General features: G+C 49.6%; 18 protein-coding genes and 1 pseudogene. 12 read left to right on the top strand and 7 right to left on the bottom strand.

The genetic code is table 11. The features are described from left to right. Nucleotides 1-91 precede the first annotated feature (91 nt). A complete protein-coding gene (locus EQP46_RS22655) occupies nt 92-988 on the bottom strand; it encodes a TIGR01777 family oxidoreductase (RefSeq protein WP_129495771.1) in 897 nt (298 codons plus the stop codon). 195 nt (nt 989-1,183) lie between these two features. On the opposite strand from EQP46_RS22655, the gene EQP46_RS22650 reads away from it, so the two are divergent. From EQP46_RS22650 to EQP46_RS22635, 4 genes are read left to right on the top strand one after another with little or no spacing between them, the layout of a single operon-like run. Further along, nucleotides 1,184-1,918 carry a DUF1538 domain-containing protein gene (locus EQP46_RS22650; protein WP_026024399.1) on the top strand — a complete coding sequence of 245 codons (735 nt, stop codon included), beginning with the start codon at nt 1,184-1,186 and terminating at the stop codon, nt 1,916-1,918. Next, on the top strand, nt 1,915-2,721 hold the full coding sequence (locus EQP46_RS22645; RefSeq protein WP_129495770.1) for a DUF1538 domain-containing protein: 807 nt from the start codon (nt 1,915-1,917) through the stop codon (nt 2,719-2,721). The genes EQP46_RS22650 and EQP46_RS22645 overlap by 4 nt, the downstream gene beginning before the upstream one ends. After that, nucleotides 2,721-3,071, top strand: coding sequence for a P-II family nitrogen regulator (locus EQP46_RS22640; protein ID WP_129495769.1), 351 nt, complete (start codon nt 2,721-2,723; stop codon nt 3,069-3,071). The genes EQP46_RS22645 and EQP46_RS22640 overlap by 1 nt, the downstream gene beginning before the upstream one ends. Then, complete coding sequence (locus tag EQP46_RS22635; protein ID WP_129495768.1) at nt 3,068-3,463, top strand: CBS domain-containing protein; 396 nt, start codon at nt 3,068-3,070, stop codon at nt 3,461-3,463. Before EQP46_RS22640 ends, EQP46_RS22635 begins: the two co-directional genes overlap by 4 nt. Nucleotides 3,464-3,606: 143 nt before the next feature. Here the strand turns inward: EQP46_RS22635 and EQP46_RS22630 are convergent, their stop codons facing one another. The 5 genes from EQP46_RS22630 to metN form a co-directional block, all read right to left on the bottom strand. Further along, nucleotides 3,607-3,879 (bottom strand): Rdx family protein, encoded by a 273-nt coding sequence (locus EQP46_RS22630; protein WP_129495767.1) that lies wholly within the window; start codon nt 3,877-3,879, stop codon nt 3,607-3,609. Between the two features lie 9 nt (nt 3,880-3,888). Continuing rightward, nucleotides 3,889-4,653 (bottom strand): sulfite exporter TauE/SafE family protein, encoded by a 765-nt coding sequence (locus EQP46_RS22625; protein ID WP_129495766.1) that lies wholly within the window; start codon nt 4,651-4,653, stop codon nt 3,889-3,891. 123 nt (nt 4,654-4,776) lie between these two features. Beyond that, entirely contained in the window at nt 4,777-5,589 is an 813-nt protein-coding gene (gene metQ / locus EQP46_RS22620) for a methionine ABC transporter substrate-binding lipoprotein MetQ (protein ID WP_129495765.1), read from the bottom strand. Nucleotides 5,590-5,698: 109 nt separating this feature from the next. Then, nucleotides 5,699-6,391 (bottom strand): methionine ABC transporter permease, encoded by a 693-nt coding sequence (locus EQP46_RS22615; protein ID WP_129495764.1) that lies wholly within the window; start codon nt 6,389-6,391, stop codon nt 5,699-5,701. Then, nucleotides 6,381-7,415, bottom strand: coding sequence for a methionine ABC transporter ATP-binding protein MetN (metN, locus tag EQP46_RS22610; protein WP_129495763.1), 1,035 nt, complete (start codon nt 7,413-7,415; stop codon nt 6,381-6,383). The genes EQP46_RS22615 and metN overlap by 11 nt, the downstream gene beginning before the upstream one ends. Before the next feature lie 373 nt (nt 7,416-7,788). On the opposite strand from metN, the gene EQP46_RS22605 reads away from it, so the two are divergent. The 6 genes from EQP46_RS22605 (at nt 7,789) to EQP46_RS22580 (ending at nt 14,032) form a co-directional block, all read left to right on the top strand. Next, nucleotides 7,789-8,166 carry a hypothetical protein gene (locus EQP46_RS22605; RefSeq protein WP_129495762.1) on the top strand — a complete coding sequence of 126 codons (378 nt, stop codon included), beginning with the start codon at nt 7,789-7,791 and terminating at the stop codon, nt 8,164-8,166. A gap of 130 nt (nt 8,167-8,296) precedes the next feature. Then, nucleotides 8,297-9,760, top strand: a complete 1,464-nt coding sequence (locus EQP46_RS22600) for a PepSY-associated TM helix domain-containing protein (protein ID WP_129495761.1) — start codon at nt 8,297-8,299, stop codon at nt 9,758-9,760. Between the two features lie 377 nt (nt 9,761-10,137). Beyond that, nucleotides 10,138-11,247 (top strand): TRAP transporter substrate-binding protein, encoded by a 1,110-nt coding sequence (locus tag EQP46_RS22595; protein WP_129495760.1) that lies wholly within the window; start codon nt 10,138-10,140, stop codon nt 11,245-11,247. A gap of 75 nt (nt 11,248-11,322) precedes the next feature. After that, complete coding sequence (locus tag EQP46_RS22590; protein WP_129495759.1) at nt 11,323-11,889, top strand: TRAP transporter small permease subunit; 567 nt, start codon at nt 11,323-11,325, stop codon at nt 11,887-11,889. After that, a complete protein-coding gene (locus tag EQP46_RS22585; RefSeq protein ID WP_129495758.1) occupies nt 11,886-13,265 on the top strand; it encodes a TRAP transporter large permease in 1,380 nt (459 codons plus the stop codon). The genes EQP46_RS22590 and EQP46_RS22585 overlap by 4 nt, the downstream gene beginning before the upstream one ends. Nucleotides 13,266-13,423: 158 nt before the next feature. After that, nucleotides 13,424-14,032: a LysE family translocator gene (locus EQP46_RS22580; RefSeq protein WP_194956912.1), complete on the top strand. Its 609-nt coding sequence runs from the start codon at nt 13,424-13,426 to the stop codon at nt 14,030-14,032. Between the two features lie 97 nt (nt 14,033-14,129). Here the strand turns inward: EQP46_RS22580 and EQP46_RS22575 are convergent, their stop codons facing one another. Next, nucleotides 14,130-15,230, bottom strand: a complete 1,101-nt coding sequence (locus tag EQP46_RS22575; RefSeq protein ID WP_129495756.1) for a response regulator — start codon at nt 15,228-15,230, stop codon at nt 14,130-14,132. A gap of 147 nt (nt 15,231-15,377) precedes the next feature. Between EQP46_RS22575 and EQP46_RS22570 the strand changes: the two genes are divergently transcribed. Together EQP46_RS22570 and EQP46_RS22565 are read left to right on the top strand one after the other, a co-directional pair. Continuing rightward, nucleotides 15,378-18,416 (top strand): hybrid sensor histidine kinase/response regulator, encoded by a 3,039-nt coding sequence (locus EQP46_RS22570; protein WP_129495804.1) that lies wholly within the window; start codon nt 15,378-15,380, stop codon nt 18,414-18,416. Between the two features lie 164 nt (nt 18,417-18,580). Beyond that, nucleotides 18,581-18,836: pseudogene (locus EQP46_RS22565) on the top strand (helix-turn-helix domain-containing protein); the annotation flags it as partial.

Here is an 18,836-nt window from a genome sequence, read left to right as displayed (position 1 = left end):
AAAAATGACAAAGGCACGCATTTGCGTGCCTTTTTGTTTCTTGAATTGTCTGATGTGAAGCCTCTCTCGCTGCGTATGCCAGAAAGGGCGCTTACTGGCGAAGCAAGTTGTCGAGCGCTGGGCGAATTTCTGTGTAGGTAAATTCGAACCCATCTGTTTCCAATGCTTTTGGGATGGCGCGTTGTCCTTCTAACAGCAATTGCCCTGCTTCGCCCAGCATCAATTTGATGGCAAACGCGGGTGTAAACAGAATGTGTGGTCGCCCAAGAGAGGCCGCCAGACTTTGGCTGAACTCGCGGTTAGTGACGGGGTTTGGCGCTGTGAGGTTAAATGCCCCATTCGCTTCACTGTTAGTGAGAAGATGCACGATGGCATTGGCCATGTCTTCGATATGAATCCAAGGGAAGTACTGAGTCCCATCGGCGATTGGGCCACCCAAACCCAATTGATAAGGCAGAAGCATCTTCTTCAGAGCTCCACCTTCTTTGCTAAGAACAATGCCCGTTCTTAGCAAACAGACACGGGTTTTAGCGGGTTTGGCGCGTAAGGCGATTTTTTCCCAATTTGCGCACACAGCATGGGCGAAATCCGTGGCATCCACCACCAGAGACTCATCGACAATCGCGCCTTTCTGGTCGCTGTAATAGCCCACCGCCGAGCCGCTTATCAGCGTTTTAGGCGGATTGTCAGCGGTGAGAATGCGGCTAACGATTTTTTCTGTGATGCCCCATCGGCTTGAGCAAATGATGCCTTTTTGCTGATCTGACCAACGCTTATCGACAATGGGTTCGCCTGCCAAATTAATCACTGCATCGATGTTGTTGAAGTCCGTGAGTTCATCGAGATCTGCAATGGTGGTGACGGTTGAAGGCAGCACGCTTTTCGCTTTTTGAGGCGAGCGCGTAAGCACGGTGATTTCGTGGTCACCGAGTTTGCTGATCAAAGTGCGGCCAATGAGACCTGTCCCACCAGTAATTAGAATGTGCATTGTTAACCTTTTGCGCTGGGCTGTTGTATTGAGTATGCATTCAAATGGTTAAATGATCATTCCAGACGTGCCTTTCGTTCAGGTTTTAAACGAAACCTTGCTAGCTTAATCACCCTATTCAATCTGTGGTCTGGAAAACTTTGTTACATCTGGTTACGTTTGTAGACAATTAAGCGACACCAAAATGGAGCGAGTGTGAAGGGAATCACTGCATTGCTATCCGCTATGTTGGGAAGTTTTAAAGACTTGCTTCCGATTATTTTGGTGATCGGCTTCTTCCAAGTGTTTGTGCTTCAACAACCCATGCCTGATCTTGCGTCTATCCTCGTTGGCCTCGTGCTGGTGGTGATGGGGCTTACCTTCTTTGTCTTTGGCCTCGAAATGGGCCTGTTTCCGATTGGCGAATCCATGGCGCACGCACTCGCTCGAAAAGGCAGTGTTTTTTGGCTGATGGTGTTTGCGTTCCTGCTCGGTTTTGGCACGACTATCGCTGAACCTGCGCTCACTGCTGTGGCTGCGGAAGCGGCAGAAGTCGCGGCGGAAGGGGGAATGATCCCCATGGCGATGGAAGCGCAGGACAGCTACGCCAATGGCCTAAGGATCACGGTCGCGCTCTCTGTGGGTTTTGCCATCATGCTGGGTGTATTGCGTATCCTTAAAGGCTGGCCAATTCATCGCATCATCATTGGTGGTTATCTCTTGGTGGTTGCGATGACGATGATCGCGCCGCGCTATATCATCGGTATCGCCTACGATTCTGGCGGCGTCACCACATCGACCATTACCGTGCCTTTAGTGACGGCGCTGGGGGTCGGGCTCGCCACGGTGATCAAAGGGCGAAACCCCATGGTTGACGGCTTTGGCCTGATTGCGTTTGCCTCACTTTCTCCGATGATTTTCGTCATGGTTTACGGCATGGTGGCGATATGACCTTGTTGCAATCCCTTATTCCTACCTTCATTGATACCTTCCTCTCGACCGTACGCGATGTGTTTCCCATCGTGTGTATTTTGTTTGGTTTCCAATTTGCGGTGTTACGTCAGCCCATCGCCAACCTCAAACGGATCGCGTTTGGTTTTGCGTACGTGTTGTTTGGGTTAACGCTGTTTTTGATGGGGCTGGAAATGGCGCTGTTCCCGCTTGGTGAGTCCATGGCAATTCAGCTCACGGCACCCGAATTTCTCTTTGGGGAAGGCGGCATCATGCCTGCGGAAGTGCAATGGCAGCACTATTACTGGGTTTACATTTTCGCGGCAGCCATCGGCTTCAGTACCACGGTGGCAGAGCCTTCTTTGATAGCCGTCGCCATTAAAGCAGCGCAAGTCTCTGGCGGTGCTATCAGCGTCAATGGCTTGCGTTTTTCTGTCGCCCTTGGCGTATCGATGGGGATAGCGCTCGGCTGCTACCGCATCGTGGAAGGTGATCCGATTCATTACTACATCATTGCTGGCTATGTGCTGGTGGTGATCCAAACCTTTTATGCGCCGAAGTTTATTGTGCCACTGGCCTATGACTCCGGTGGCGTGACGACTTCGACAGTCACCGTACCGTTAGTGACAGCACTCGGCCTTGGCCTTGCGTCTACGGTACCAGGGAGAAATCCCATGATTGATGGTTTTGGGTTAATAGCATTCGCCAGTCTCTTTCCGATGATCACCGTCATGGGCTATGCCCAAATCACGGAGTGGGTCGCCCGGCGTCAACGCGTCAGTAACGAAACGAGGGAATCCTAATGCGGTTTAAATTGATCGTCGCTTTTATTGAAGATTCAAAAACAGATGCTGTGCTTGATGCAGCACGTAAAGCGGGGGCAACTGGGGCAACGGTCATCAACAATGCGCGCGGTGAAGGGCTGACAAAAAAGAAAACCTTCTTTGGCCTGACGCTGGATGTTCAACGCGATGTTGTCCTGTTTTTGGTTGAGGAACACCTAGCACGCAGCATTCTTGAAACCGTGAATGAAGTCGGGGAGTTTGATGCCAGTTCAGGGAAAGGGATCGCGGTACAGCTCGACGTGGAAGATGCTGTCGGCGTGGCACACCAAGTACAAGAACTCAGTACTGTGATTGAGGACGAGCTATGAAAGAGAGCAAATGCGTGAGAGAAGTGATGAAAGACGATTTCGCGCTTATTGATGGTTTAACGACGGTTGCCGAGGCCATTCGCATCGCGAGAAGCAAAGAAATCAAATGCCTGATCGTGAAAAAACGCGATGAGAATGACGAGTATGGTTTGGTATTGATGAACGACATCGCCAAGAAAGTGTTGTCACAGAACAAGTCGCCAGAACGCGTGAATGTGTATGAAATCATGACCAAACCTGCGCTGGGTGTGTCCCCAGACATGAACGTGAAATACTGCGCGCGTTTGTTCGAACGTTTTGGCATAAGCCGTGCGCCCGTGGTCGAAAATGGTGAGATTAAAGGCATCGTCAGTTATAACAGTATTGTTATGTTTGGCATGTTGGCAGACTGATTGCGCTCAGTCTGCTGGTGGCGTCTTTCTCCTGCGTTCTTCGCTTCTCTTGTAGACAAACTACAGCTTGAAGTCTTGGCCTTGCATAAAGTCGCCACACACTGGTGCAAAAATCATCACCAAAGGTCAACAGACCCTAGCCGTTAGCTGTCAACGTGGCCAAGGTTGCGTGTCGGATCGATCACGTCGCGCACCCGTTGCTTTAGCTGTTTTGCATCAGGGAAGCCACCATCACGCTTTCTTTCCCAGATCATTTCATCGTTACAATGCACTTCAAAACGCCCACCAGTGTCGGGGTGTAGGGTGAGGCTTTCAATTTCCTCACTGAACGTCGTTAGAAGCTCTTGGCTCATCCAGGTTGAGCGCAACATCCAGTTGCATTGACGACAATAGTAAATCTTAATCTGCGCTTTCATTCTTCTTCCTTAAAGCACGCCCACGAGCAATTTAATGCCGACGGCAAAGGTCAGCAGCTCAAAGGCAATTTTGATCAGTTTGTTGCTGTATTTGTCCGCCATGTAGGCACCGAGATAGCCTCCCAGCAAAGAGCCGACAAGCAGGGCGGGTATCCATGGCCAGTAAATCTCTGCACCCGCAATGGCTAAGGTGATAGCCCCTAATCCATTCCAAAATAGGCCAACACTGACCAGTGTGAGTGCGACGGCTTGTTTGTAATCCAGTCCAAACCATCGAACCAAAAAGAGGGTGACGAACAAGCCTGTGCCTGCGGTGAGCGAGCCATTCAGTATGCCGATGGCACTTAAGCCGGCACAGCCGATGATCATGCCTACAGTATCGCGATGCTTAGGGTCTGCTTCATGCCCCAAGGTTTTTCGGGCGCGGGAATACAGCCCCAACAAGATGATGAAAACACCGAGCAACCCTTCCGCCGTTGGGCCTGGAATGAACAGAATGAGGTTTGCCCCTGCAATGACACCCGCAGCGCCGGCGAGTGTGACGTAAACGGTTAAGGCGAGACTGAGATTACCGCTTCGACAGTGACGAATCGCTGCGCCTAAACCAAGCGCAACGGAGGCGACTTTATGGGTCGCGAGGGCGACAGAAAAAGCGAGCCCGAGAAAAATAAGCAGGGGGAGTTGCAGCAAGCCCGCACCGCCACCTGCAAGTGATGCAAGGGTGTTTGCGATCAGCGAGCCGACAAAAAGACCGAGTGTGGCGAGAATATCCATATGCGCCCGAAAATCATCCTTTGAGAAAACATCGCGCATGATGACATGCACAAAAAGAAAAAGCCTGTGTTTTACACAGGCTTTTGGCATTGGGGGAGAAAAAGGAATCAGGTTATGGGCAAATTACCAGCCTTTCACCACACCACCTTGGAAGGTGTCTACCGCTGCGGTGTAAACCGCATCTGACTGGTAAGCAGAAACAAACTGCTTCACGTTTTCTGCATTCACGTTATCTGCGCGCGCAACAATCAGGTTCACGTAAGGGGATTCTTTGTCTTCAACAAACACGCCATCTTTTTCTTGTGAAAGGCCAATGGTTGCAGCGTAAGTGTTGTTAATGATCGCCAGTGTTACGTCATCCAGTGAGCGAGGAAGTTGCGCTGCTTCTAGCTCAACAATGTCCAAGTTCTTCGGGTTGCCCACGATATCCAACACGGTTGCTTGAAGGCCAACACCGTCTTTCAGTGTTAGCAGACCTTGCTGTTCAAGAAGCAGCAAAGAGCGGCCTAGGTTTGTTGGGTCGTTAGGCACGGCGATTTGTGCGCCATCTTGAATTTGGTCAACCGAGGTCACTGTGTTTGAGTAGCCTGCAATTGGGTAAACCAAGGTATTGCCTGCGATTTCGAATTTGTAGCCACGGTCAGAAATTTGCTGATCCAAGTAAGGTTTGTGCTGGAAGGCGTTGGCATCAATCGAGCCTTCTTCCAATGCCGCATTGGGGGATACGTAATCTGTAAAGGTGATCAGCTCTACGTCTAGGCCGTATTTTTCTTTCGCCACTTTTACTGCGATTTCTGCAACTTGCTCTTCTGCACCTGCCATTACGCCGATTTTTACTTTGGTGAGATCAACCGCTTTTTCTTCCCCGCAACCCGTCAATGCAAGCGCGGAAGCCAGACCAAGTACCGTCGCGATTTTTTTTAGATTAAACGTCATTTGCGCATCTCCTATGAGCTTAAATTTCCATTTTTTTGATTTTCTATGGCACAGAAGGAATGGGTATATCGCCTTTCTGCGCCATCGTTTTCTTTTCTGTTGTTCTGCTTTATCTGTGGTCGACGCGTTTAACGAAGTAGTCACCCGCCGACTGAATGAGTTGAACCAAAATAACGAGCATGACAATGGTGATCATCATGACGGTGCCATCAAAGCGTTGGTATCCGTAGCGAATCCCCACATCACCCAAACCACCACCGCCAACCGCTCCCGCCATGGCGGAATAGCTCACCAGCGTGACCAAGGTAATGGTCGCGCCGTTGACGATGCCCGGTAGAGCCTCGGGTAGCAGCACCTTACGGATGATTTGTAATGGGGTAGCCCCCATGGCTTGCGCGGCTTCTACTAAGCCCGATGGCACTTCAATCAGCGCACCTTCAACAAGGCGAGCAATGAAAGGAATCGCCCCCACAATCAAAGGCACAATCGCCGCTGCTGTGCCGATCGAACTGCCCACGACGAGGCGAGTGAATGGAATGATGGCAACCAGCAAAATGATGAAAGGAATCGAGCGCCCAATGTTCACGATCGCGCCTAGGCTGCGGTTTAGAAGCTTGTTTTCAAGCAATCCGCGCGGCTTGGAAAGGTGCAGTAAAACACCCAAAGGGATACCAAATACAAAGCCAACAAAGCCAGAGACAAACACCATGGTGAGGGTTTGGCCGAGGGCATCAATCAAGAGGCTGACAAGGCGTTCGTTTTCAGCGAACCAGCCAGAAACGGCAGCAATACTAAGCGACATAACCAAGTACCTCGATGTTGACGTTGTTTTCTTTTAAATACGCTAAGGCGTTGGTGACGTCCGACGCATCGCCGAAAAACTCGGCGAGCATAAGGCCGAATTTCACGCCGCCTGCGTAATCCATGTCAGCGCTCAGAATGCTCACATCGATATTGAACTTACGGGAAACTTGGCTCACGAGCGGCGCATCCACACTGGTACCCGTAAATTCAAGGCGTACCAAAGGAGGAAGCGTACCGGTGTTTTCGGTTTGAAGGCGTTCTGCGTAATCTTGAGGAATCGACAAGTTCAAGGTGGCACGAATGAAGTCACGCGCCAGTTCCGTTTTAGGGTGGGCGAAGATGTCGCCGACCGTGCCTTTTTCCACCAATTTCCCGTCGCCAATGATCGCCACTTCATGACAAATGCGCTTCACCACATCCATTTCATGGGTGATCAGCAAAATGGTGAGCCCCAATTTCTGATTGATGGTTTGCAGCAGATTCAAAATAGAGTGGGTAGTGGCTGGGTCCAAGGCGCTGGTGGCTTCGTCGCAAAGCAGGACTTTAGGGTCACTGGCAAGTGCGCGTGCAATGGCGACGCGTTGTTTTTGTCCACCACTTAGGTTCGAAGGGTAGCTAGTATGTTTGTCTTCAAGGCCAACCAGCTCCAGTAATTCGGTGACTTTGGTTTGGATGTGTGCGTGTTCTTTGCCTGCGAGTTCGAGGGGCAACGCCACGTTATCAAACACTGTGCGAGACGAAAGAAGATTAAAGTGCTGGAAGATCATGCCGATCTTCTGACGTTCACGGGTCAGTTCTGACGCTGAAAGGGTGGTGAGTTCTACGCCATCGACGTTCACAGTCCCGCTTGTTGGGCGTTCCAACAAGTTAACAATGCGAATCAGGGTGCTCTTACCTGCGCCCGATGCGCCGATAACCCCAAAAATCCTGCCCTTTGGAATGTGAAGGTCAATATCACGCAAAGCATGAATCGTTTTCACACCTTGCTTGAATTCTTTATTAACCTGACTAATTTCGATCATAAGCCATCCTGGACAAAATCGTGTTAAATAATCGTTAAAATGTAGTGATAGTTGTTGCTTTTGTTCTTTAACCTAGAATTTGATGCTATTTATAGTCGAGCGACAAGTCAATAGATATTTTTACGGCTAGACGTCTATACGTTCGTTTGCGTTTTTTCGTGGCTTTTTGAGGAAGGGCTCAGAGGGTTTTACGAAGCGATGCGCGAGGGCCGAGCAATGATGATGTGCTCACCTATACAAATACCCAAACCCGCGCGGTTTGTAATTATATTTCTGTTGTTCGTGAACCGAATGCTTAGTTTTTGCACTGAAGCACGTCGTTAACGTCATTTTTACAGTAAAGTATCTGGTTAATTAGATACATATGGTGAATATGACATTAACTGCTTCTTTGACGTGTAATACGTTGTTCAGACATGTCATGCTTTGTGCGAGTGCCTTAAGCTGGTTGCTCGTTTCCTTGATGCCAGTGATTAATGCGCATGGCAGCAGCGCAGGCGTGTGGGCAACGCTTTGTACCGTCAATGGCTTTGAGCGGGTGCAGATAGAAGAAGGTGAGCCGTCTAAAACCCACAGCAGCAAACCTTGTCCTTTTAGTCATTTTTCTTCCTTTCACCATCACTCCCTTTCTTTGGAACCGATTTACACCCTCAACACGGATACCGTGCTTGAGCCTTATGCTTATCTCGTAAAAAGGGTTCGGTTTGAGCAACCCGTTACCCGTGCACCACCGTCATTCCTTCCTGTTTAAACACCGCATAAAAACAACAAGGGCATCGACCCAAACGTACAATCAACATGCAATGTCACTGCGTTTATCCGCGTATCTCAATGATGCCAAGGAAGCGCGGTGGGGTTGTACATGAAAAAAGGAATGATTCATGGTGAGTTCTAACCCCACCCCCCCTCTGGCAGGCACCCAGGCGACGCAAAAGTCTCGCTACTTTCTCACGTGGCGCTGGCATTTCTATGCAGGCTTATTTGTCGTCCCCTTTATGCTGATGCTCAGTATTACCGGTCTCATCATGCTGTTTGATGATGAGATTGAGTCTGCGCGGTATGGCGAGGTGCTTTCGATTAATCCCGACGCCTATTCATCGCAAGCACTTTTGCCCATTTCAGTCCAATTAAAGGCTGTGCAGCAGGCATACCCTGAGGGCACGGTGACGCAGTTTGTTCCTGCAACCTCTTCGGATGTTGCTAATCGCTTTTCTGTCACCATGGCTGATGAATCGACGCAGTTTGTGTTGGTTAACCCGTACACGGCAGACATCACTGGTACCATTGATCGCAGCGACAGTTGGTATCAGTTAGCAAACGACATTCATGGCACCTTATTGATCGGTGATGTCGGCGACTATCTGATTGAGATTGCCGCCAGTCTTACCGTTATTTTGTTGGTGTCAGGGATCTATCTTTGGTTACCGAATGACAATGCGCGCCGCGCGGGATTTTTGAAAATTCGAACAAACAGCGGAACACGGACGTTGCTTCGTGACCTTCATGCGAATATCGGTGGCGTCCTGTCTATTGTGCTTCTTTTTTTCGTGCTGAGTGGTTTGGCGTGGGCGGGTATTTGGGGCGCGAAAATCGTGCAACCTTGGGGCAGTTTCCCCGCCCAAAAATGGGATGATGTGCCTGTGTCATCCCTAAACCACAAATCGCTCAATCATGGTGCAGAAGAAGAGATACCGTGGAACCTTGAGTTGACGCCACTTCCTGAATCTAAGGGGAACGTGCATGGCGAGGAGACGGCTTCAGGTTCAGCGTCAGGGAAAGGTGAAAAAGTAGGGTTGGTGGCCCAGCCAATCGGTATCGATCGTGTTGTGAACGAAGCGAAAGCGCTGGGTTTTACGCAATACAAACTCAACTTCCCGCGTTCTGAATCGGGGGTGTTTACGGTGTCAGCCAACACCATGAGTGGCGATATTACCGACCCTACGCAGGACAGAACCACCCACATTGATCAGTATTCTGGAAAAGTGCTCGCTGATGTCACCTGGCGTGATTACAACACTGTTGCGAAAGCCATGGCGGCGGGGATTGCCTTGCATCAGGGCGATATCAGCATCATCAATAAAATCGCCAACGTACTTTTCTGTTTGGCGTTTATTTTGATTGCGGTAACGGGTGCGGTGATGTGGTGGCAACGTCGTCCTGCAGGACAGCGCAAACTCGGTGCACCGCCAAAAGCCGTGGATTCAGGGCTTTGGAAAGTGGGTGTTGTCAGCGTCGTTTTGGTGTGTGTCGCGTTCCCCATGGCAGGGTTAACCATCGTGGCTTTGATGGCGATGGATGCGTTGATTTGCCGATATATGGCGACATTCAAAGACGCCCTCAGTTAACGCAAAAGGCTTGATGACCTTGATGTGAAAACAGGATGAAACGCCTTCCTTGAGGAAGGCGTTTTTGTCTCTGCGTGAAAATTCAAACAAAAATGAAGAAGCGCGTATCGCTGCGGCGTAGCACGTTATTGGTCGGTCACAGAGGCCGTTATCTATCAGATGTTTAGATTTCTAGCGATCATTGTTTGACCAACTTCAAACAACCTCGCCCTTTCGCTATTTGCGGGTGACGATAATGGGTAAAGTTATTGCAACAAACCATTAACTCATCGAGAGCCATTGATGAGCGTCGTGTTAGTTAGGCAGTACCTACTTTTAGATGTAAACCTTCAGTACTGCTAAATCTTTCGCCTTTCCCAAGCAAGGAGATCACTCTCATGTACAAACGTCGTTCGTTTCTTGCCGCAACAGCAGTCGCACTGAGTGTGCTGTTATCTGGTTGTGGTGAAGAAAAGCAGGAAGCGAGTGCGCAGGCGCAGCCAGCAGCACAAGAAAAAATCAGTTGGAAAATGGTAACGACTTGGCCGAAAAACTTCCCAGGGCTAGGCACAGGGGCAAACAACCTTGCTGAGCTGATCACTGAGATGAGTGATGGGCGTTTGGACGTGAAAGTATACGGTGCAGGTGAGCTTGTTGGCGCACTGGATGTGTTTGATGCCGTGTCTCGTGGTACCGCCGAAATGGGCCACGGTGCAGGTTACTACTGGAAAGGTAAAGCGCCAGCGGGTCAATTCTTCGCGGCAGTGCCTTTTGGTCTGACAGCACAAGAAATGAATGGCTGGATCTACAGCGGTGGTGGTCTTGAGCTTTGGGCTGAAGCGTACGAACCGTTTGGCATTATCCCAATGCCTGCAGGTAACACTGGCGTGCAAATGGGTGGCTGGTTTAACAAAGAAATCAACACGATCAGCGACCTTGAAGGTCTGAAAATGCGTATCCCAGGTTTGGGTGGCGAAGTGTTGAAACGTGCGGGCGGTACGCCAGTACTGTTGCCGGGTGGTGAAATCTTCCCATCACTGCAATCTGGTGCCATTGACGCAACTGAGTGGGTAGGTCCTTACAACGACCTTGCTTTCGGCCTGCATAAAGCCTCGAAGTACTACTACTACCCAGGTTGGCACGAGCCAGGCACAACGCTGGAAGCGCTGATCAACAAAAAAGCTTTCGATGCGTTGCCAAAAGATCTGCAGTCTATCGTTCTAGCGGCGACCCGCGTGGCGAATGCTGACATGATTGCTGAGTTTACCGCGCGTAACAATGCAGCGTTGGAAAGCTTGGTGAACGAGCACAAGGTTGATTTGCGTCCATACCCGAAAGAAGTGCTGTCTCAGCTACAAGCGCTGTCTGATGAAGTGGTTGCCGAGCAAGCACAGGTAGACGAAATCAGTAAGAAAGTTTACGAGTCTTACAAAGGCTTCCGTGACCAAGCGATCGATTGGCATGCCATTTCTGAGCAAGCCATGTTGAACGCACGTAACCCGCAATAACCTTTTAAGAGGCGATCCTAGATCGCCTCTTTTTCTTTCCAATTTTAGCCAATAGGCTGATGTTAGAGTAGTTCTATGAATACCGCCTCGCCCCAATTGATCGCGCTTATCAAGGGCATCAACCGTTTTAGTGATTGGACGGGACGCATTGTTTCCTGGTTCGTCTTAGCCATCGTGCTTATCACCTTTGTGGTGGTCGTTATGCGCTATGTGCTCAATTCCGGATCCGTGTTTTTGCAAGAATCTGTCCTGTATTTCCATAACTACGTCATCATGCTCGGAGCTGCTTATGCCTTGTTGAAAGGCGCTCACGTTCGCGTTGATATTTTTTACCGCCCCATGTCAGAAAAGAAAAAGGCATGGGTCGATTTACTCGGCTTTATCTTTTTATTGCTTCCTACGTGCAGCTTTATTTTCTACATCGCGTGGGATTACGTCATGGCTTCTTGGCAGATCATGGAAGGCTCGCAAGAAGCGGGCGGCGTAGAAGCAAAGTACCTGTTCAAAACCAGTATCTTATTGATGCCTGTCCTTATGATCATTCAAGGCGTGGCTGAAGCCTTGAAGTCTGTGCTGACCATTACAGGTCACCAAGACATTGCCAAGCAACTTGAAGATCACGATGAGGAGCACGCGCTATGAGTGAATTCCTCGCCCTGTTCCTTTTCCTGTTTACCTTTGGCGTCTTGCTGGTTGGTTACCCTGTCGCGTTCACCCTTGGTGGTTCTGCACTTCTGTTTGCGTTGATTGGCGGTGTAACGGGCACGTTTGATCCTGCGTTTTTGGAAGCCATTCCAAACCGTATTCAAGGCACCTTGTCGAATGAGCTATTGGTGGCGATTCCCTTGTTTATCTTCATGGGGGTCATGCTTGAGAAATCGCGCATCGCGGAAGACTTGCTCGATACCATGGGGCAAGTGTTTGGCGGGCTTGCGGGCGGCTTAGGCATTTCAGTGACCATCGTGGGCATGTTGCTAGCAGCAAGTACCGGCATTGTAGGTGCAACCGTGGTGACCATGGGGTTACTGTCTTTGCCTTCAATGATGAAACGTGGCTATTGCCCAAGGCTTTCGACGGGCATCATTTGTGCGTCCGGCACGTTAGGGCAAATCATTCCGCCGTCTATCGTGTTGGTATTGCTGGGCGATGTCATCTCTTCGGCTTATCAACAAGCCCAGCTTGATCAAGGTATTTTCTCGCCAGAGAGCGTCACTGTCGGTGACCTCTTTTTAGGTGCGTTGATCCCCGGTTTTATGCTGGTGGGCATGTACATCGTTTATTTGATCGTGATTGCGATTACCCAACCACACCGTGTTCCGCCTATTCCTGCTGAAGAAAGAAAAGTCAGCAAAGAGTTGTGGATGCAGGTGCTTACCGTATTGTTCCCGCCAGTGCTGTTGATTGTGCTGGTGTTGGGCTCGATCCTTGGTGGTATAGCAACACCAACGGAAGCAGCATCTGTTGGCTCGGTTGGCGCAATTATTCTGGCTGTCAGCAAACGTATGTTTAGCCTGTCGATCTTGCGCGACGTCTTAAGAAGCACGACCGAAGTGACGGCCATGGTCTTCCTGATCTTGATTGGCGCATCCCTGTTTGCTTTGGTGTTCCGAGGGTTCGGTGGTGATGACATTGTTCGTGACTTCTTGATGAGCCTGCCGGGTGGTGTGTTCGGTGCCATGTTACTCGTGATGCTGGTGCTGTTCCTCTTGGGCTTCTTCCTCGACTTCATTGAGATCACCTTCGTGGTTATCCCGATTGTCGCGCCGATATTGCTGACCATGGGTGTTGACCCTGTGTGGCTTGGGATCATGATTGCGCTGAACTTGCAGACGTCATTCCTGACGCCGCCATTTGGCTTTTCGCTGTTTTACTTACGCGGTGTGGCGCCAGATTCCATTTCCACCATGGACATCTACCGTGGCGTACTGCCGTTTATCTTGATTCAGTTAGTGATGCTGGCGTTGCTCGCGTACTGGCCAACACTGGCGACTTGGTTGCCCGATGCAGTCTACGGATAGCGAATAAAAACAAAGCCTCCAAATTTGGGGGCTTTTTTATAGCAACATTCGGACGGGGCTAATAATTGAGCTTGACGCTTGTGCAGACTCGGTTTTTACTACACTTCTTTTGCCTCATTTTGTCCGGAGTTAACGTGGCATCTGCAGTTGATATCGCTATGCTGGCGGTATTTATTCCCACTTTCTTTTTCGTATCCGTCACGCCGGGTATGTGCATGACACTAGCGATGACGCTAGGCATGAGCATTGGCGTGCGTCGTAGCCTTCACATGATGTGGGGAGAGTTGATTGGCGTTGCGCTGGTTTCCATTTCTTCCGTGATTGGCGTGGCAGCCATCATGTTGAACTACCCGAGTCTGTTCAGCGTGCTGAAATATGTAGGCGGGGCGTATCTGTTCTATCTCGGCCTACAAATGTGGATGTCTCGTGGCAAAATGGCGATTCCGTCAGATTTGTCAGCGGGCACTGACACTTCACCGATGACACTTGCGATGCAAGGCTTCGTCACCGCTATCGCGAACCCGAAAGGGTGGGCGTTCATGATTTCGTTGCTGCCTCCTTTCATCAATCCATCACTCGCGATGCCACCGCAATTGGCCGTATTGATAGGCATCATCCTGATGACGGAATTCGGCTGTTTGCTGTTGTACGCAAGTGGTGGTCGCACACTGCGCCATTTTCTGCAGAAAAGCGGCAACGTGCGTTTGATGAATAGAATCGCGGGTACCCTAATGATGGGGGTTGGGGTTTGGTTAGCTGTGGGCTAAACGGCTTTGTTACCGCACTTTCTATGGGATATTGAAACTGAAGAAGGTGCGGTAATGCGCAGTAAGTTTAAGCGCCTGTGGATCACTGAATCGCTGATCAATCTTTGTAAGTTTCAGCGATCTTTATGAACTCGTCTTTCATATCAAACATCAAATCGACAAGCATTGGGTCAAAGTGCGAACCTTTGCCTTCTCGAATGATTTCAAACGCTTCATCATGGGACATTGCGGATTTGTACACGCGCTTACTGACTAGCGCATCGAAGACGTCGGCAACAGCCATTAAACGCGCACTGAGCGGAATGTCTTCCCCCATCAACCCTTGCGGATACCCCGAGCCATCCCACTTTTCATGGTGACCAAAGGCAATTTCTTTGGCGGCATTCAGAAACGGGTATTCAGCGTCGACTTCTTTTTCGGCCTTCATAATGGCATCGTACCCGAGCTTGGCGTGCGACTTCATGACATCAAATTCGTCGGCGGTCAGCTTGCCCGGCTTGAGCAAAATGGCGTCTGGAATCCCCACTTTGCCGATGTCGTGCAACGGCGCAGTCTTGAACACCATGGTGATGTACTCAGGGGTGACAACGTCTGGAAACTTCCCGCGCAAATAGAGCTGATCAGCCAGAATTTTCACATAGTATTGCGTTCGGAGAATGTGATTACCGGTTTCTTGGTCACGTGTTTCGGCGAGGCTCGCCAAGGCGTTAATCGTCACGTCTTGAATCACGCTGAGCTCTTTGACACGACGCTGAACTTCGGCTTCCAAGAATTCGTTCTGATTGGAAAGAAAATCTTGAGACGCCTTGTTTTCAAGATGGATTTTGATGCGCGCCATTGTAATTGGCGGGCTCATGGGTTTCATGATGTAGTCAGCAGCACCCACCGAAAAACCGTATTCCTGATCCTCTGATTTCGACTTTGACGTAAGGAAAATGACCGGAATATCGTGCGCAGACTTTTTGGCCTTAATTTGACGACAAACTTCGTAGCCATCCATGCCGGGCATTACAACGTCTAACAAAATCAGGTCGATAGAGAACTTTTCAACAATGGCGAGCGCCGTTTGTCCGTTTGTTGCTGCTTTCACTTCATATTTGTCTCGCAACATCTCACTGACAAACACGAGATTCTCCGGGGTGTCGTCGACAACCAGGACGGTAGCGCGTTTATTTGTCTTGATTTCCGGTGACAGCATCAAAGGGATCCTGAATGACTTTCCACTTATACAATCCTAGGTCTACTCTTAATAATGTTCCAATTATGAGTTATATTTATTTTAATTGAGACATGAGCTTAGCGTACAGGCGCTGCTTATTTTCTCGATTGTTTTCACCCACCATTGATGTCACTGGAGGCCAGTACGTTGAATGTGAATGCGGTGCTCGAAGACCCAAAACGTGCGATGAGAAAAATAATCAATAGGATGAGCCTCTTAACCACACGCTTCCTTGCAGCGTTCTCTGTGATGTTGATGCTCATGCATTCCACAGTGACATTGGCGAGAGAAGAGAGTGGCTACCTCTCAAGCACTGCACTTCCCCCAACCAGTGGGGGCGGTGTATTAACAGCAGTGCCGCTTTTGGTTGGTTTATTGTTGGTGCTGATCGCGCTCTTGGTCTGGGGGGCAATTACGCTTCAACAGACCAAAGATGCCCTTAAAGAGCAAAGGCAAGCCTACCTCCAAAAACTCAATGAGTTGGATACGGCGAAACGCTCCGCGCGTTCCGCATATCAAGCCAAGAAAGACTTCTTGTCCAACATGTCTCATGAATTTAGAACGCCACTCAATGCGATTTTGGGTATGTCTCAATTGGCATTGGATAGCGGGCTAGAAGGTAAGCAAAAACGCTACATTAAGCGTGTGATTTCATCGGGGCACACCTTATTAGAAGCGCTAAATACGGTATTGGCGTTTACTAACGTGAGAGCGGGTAATCTCGAAATTGAATGGGTGGAATGCAACATCGAAACCTTGCTTTCTCCCGTTGCTAAAAGTCTCGGCGAACAAGCTTATGAGAAAAACCTCCAGTTCCATGTTCTGATGGACATGGCCATACCCAAAATCATTGATGCGGATTCAGTACGCATCACGCAAGTCTTGATGGCGCTGGGTAACAATGCCGTGAAGTTTACGGAAGTGGGTGAAGTCACCCTATCTGTTGCGCTCGAATCTCGCCGTGAAGATGACGTGAACATTCGTTTCTCTGTGCATGACACCGGGTTAGGTATTCGCCGAAAAGATCTCGATGGGCTTTTTCAACCGTTTAATCAGGCTGACAACTCCACGTCGCGTCGCTATGGCGGTAAAGGGCTTGGCTTAAGTTTGTCGCGAGAATTGGTCGCGTTGATGGGCGGAGAACTGTTCGCTGACAGTCGGTGGGGAGAGGGCAGTGTGTTTTCTTTCACCTTGCCTTGTCAGTCAGGTGTGAATGAAACATCTCGCTTAGGCGATACGTGGTCAGGTGAGCTCTCTGCGAAGAACGTATTGCTCGTCTCTTCAAACATGTCTCAACTCTCTGCGATCAGCGACATCTTCATTTACGCGGGTGCAACCATCAGCCAGTGTCGGTCGATTGAAGAACTTCGAGAGAAAGAATCCAGTCTACAAAATGGCTCGTTAGATTATGTGGTGGCGGATTGGGACAGCCTAGAACATGACATGGTGTCCTTCCTGACGTCGGCATTGACCCGAAGTGGCAAAACCCCGTCCACCATCATTGTTTGTGGGCCTGATAATGGCTTTGATGTTGATGAAACACGTCCCTCGTTCTCCTTTAAGTGGGTACAGAAACCCATATTGCCATCAGCCCTCATGGATGCTGTCAGCGCGAGTGATAACAAGACTGTAGAAAGTCCAGAGAGCAAACCAGAAAGCCAGCCGAGTCACATGAGCGGAAACAGCGCAGCATCGGCGGAACTTCGCTTTTTAGGGGGGGGATCTGCACCTAAAAAGGCACCAGAACCTGAACTTGAAGTCGAAGATGTTTTCGATCAAGAAGCGATGAAAGTGGACGGCAAAGTGGTTCTCCTGGTGGAAGACAACTTGGTCAATCAGGAAGTGGCAATTGGCGCGATGGAAGTGTTACCGCTGGAGGTGCTTGTCGCCAACAACGGCGGTGAAGCGGTAGACATGCTCAAAGAGCACACTGTCGACTTAGTGTTAATGGACATGCAAATGCCTGTTGTCGACGGGGTCACGGCCACCAAAATGATCCGTCAGGATCTCCAACTCACTGAATTACCCATCCTTGCGATGACAGCAAACACAGAATCCCATGATGTTGCTGCATGCCGAGAGGCGGGCATGAACGGCCATATTGCTAAGCCCATTGATTTTAATTTACTCAAAAACACCCTGATCGAGTGGTTATCGAAACCGGCGGCGGAAAGCGCTGATGCCAATGTTTCTGAGAAAAAAGCTGTTATTGAGCAACAAGATGTCGTTGTCGCGCCAGCGTCGCTTGAAAAAGAAATGGTGTTCGCAACAGAAAATGGCGCGATAGATAACGCGAAAGCAGCGGTTGTTGAGATCGAAGAAACCCCGATAGTGGAGGCCTCGATAGTAGAAGCCCCAGGGGGGACGCCACCAGAGCCGCTAGTCGCGCACGCAGAGGTGACACCTGACACCGAGACCACGAACGACAAAGAGAGTGAACAGGCGGCGTCTTTAAGCTCTGAGGTGCCCTCAGCCGAAGCGGCTGAGTCAGCGATCTCATTGATGACGGACGAAGAAAGAACCCGAAGGAGAGTGGGAATGGAATACGATGACACCATGTTCGACATGATGCTTGATAAGATCCCAGGCATCAATCTCAGTGAAGGGGTTCAGCGCTTGGGGGGCAACAAAGCGAAATACCTCAAGATATTGTCTCTGTTCCTCACGTCTCAAGCGACGGCCATGGAGCAGCTACTCACCTCAGAAGATACGGCAGAAAAAGCCATTCTTGCCCACTCCTGCAAAGGGGCGGGAAGCAATATCGGCGCGACGGAAATTGCAGACTACGCGTGTGGCTTAGAGGAAAAATACAATACTGGTGAGGAAGTCAGTGAAAGCGACGTGTTGGCGTTGAAAAGCATGATTGTCTCTGCGATAGATGTGTTCGATGAAATCATTAGCCAGACTGCCGTGGCTGAAACGCCAGTGGTTGAAGAAGAAATTAAGCCGTTAGACGGTTACTTGATTGAACAGCTCAACTCGCTTCAAGTTAGCCTTCAAGAGTTTGATATTGAGGTGCAGGACAAGATTGGCGTACTGTCAAAAGCCTTGCCGCAATGGTGTCACCAAATGGAAGAGTTCAAGCGTCTGCAAGATGCCATCAACCAGTTTGATTTCATTACCGCGGAAGAGCACTTGAAAGATTTGAAAAAGAAAACGGGCTAACCATTTAGTAAGAGTAACTATTTAGCAATAGTAAGCACTTGGCAACAGTAAGTGCTTGGTAACAATAAGCAAACAGCAGACACAAAAAAGCCGATGCAGTTGCATCGGCTTTTTTCATCAATATGTCTCGTCCTGGAATAAGTTGACACTTTGGAGACTTATTCATGAAAGAGTCAAACTCCAAGCGTATCCGCCGAACTTCCCGTGATTATTCAATGGGCTTTAAATTGTCCGTTGTCGAACGGGTTGAAAACGGCGAACTGACATACAAACAAGCTCAGGAACGTTATGGTATCCAAGGGAGAAGCACTGTTCTGGTGTGGCTCAGAAAACATGGTAGATTAGATTGGTCCAAGCCAATGAGGCTACCCAACATGACGCAGTCGAAAGAAACACCCGCCCAAGAGATCAAACGACTCA

The sequence above is a fragment of the Enterovibrio baiacu genome, from assembly GCF_004120195.1.
Lineage (GTDB): Bacteria > Pseudomonadota > Gammaproteobacteria > Enterobacterales > Vibrionaceae > Enterovibrio > Enterovibrio baiacui.
The sequence above is the reverse complement of the archived record's forward strand: the minus strand, read 5'-3'. Positions and strand labels throughout refer to the sequence as shown.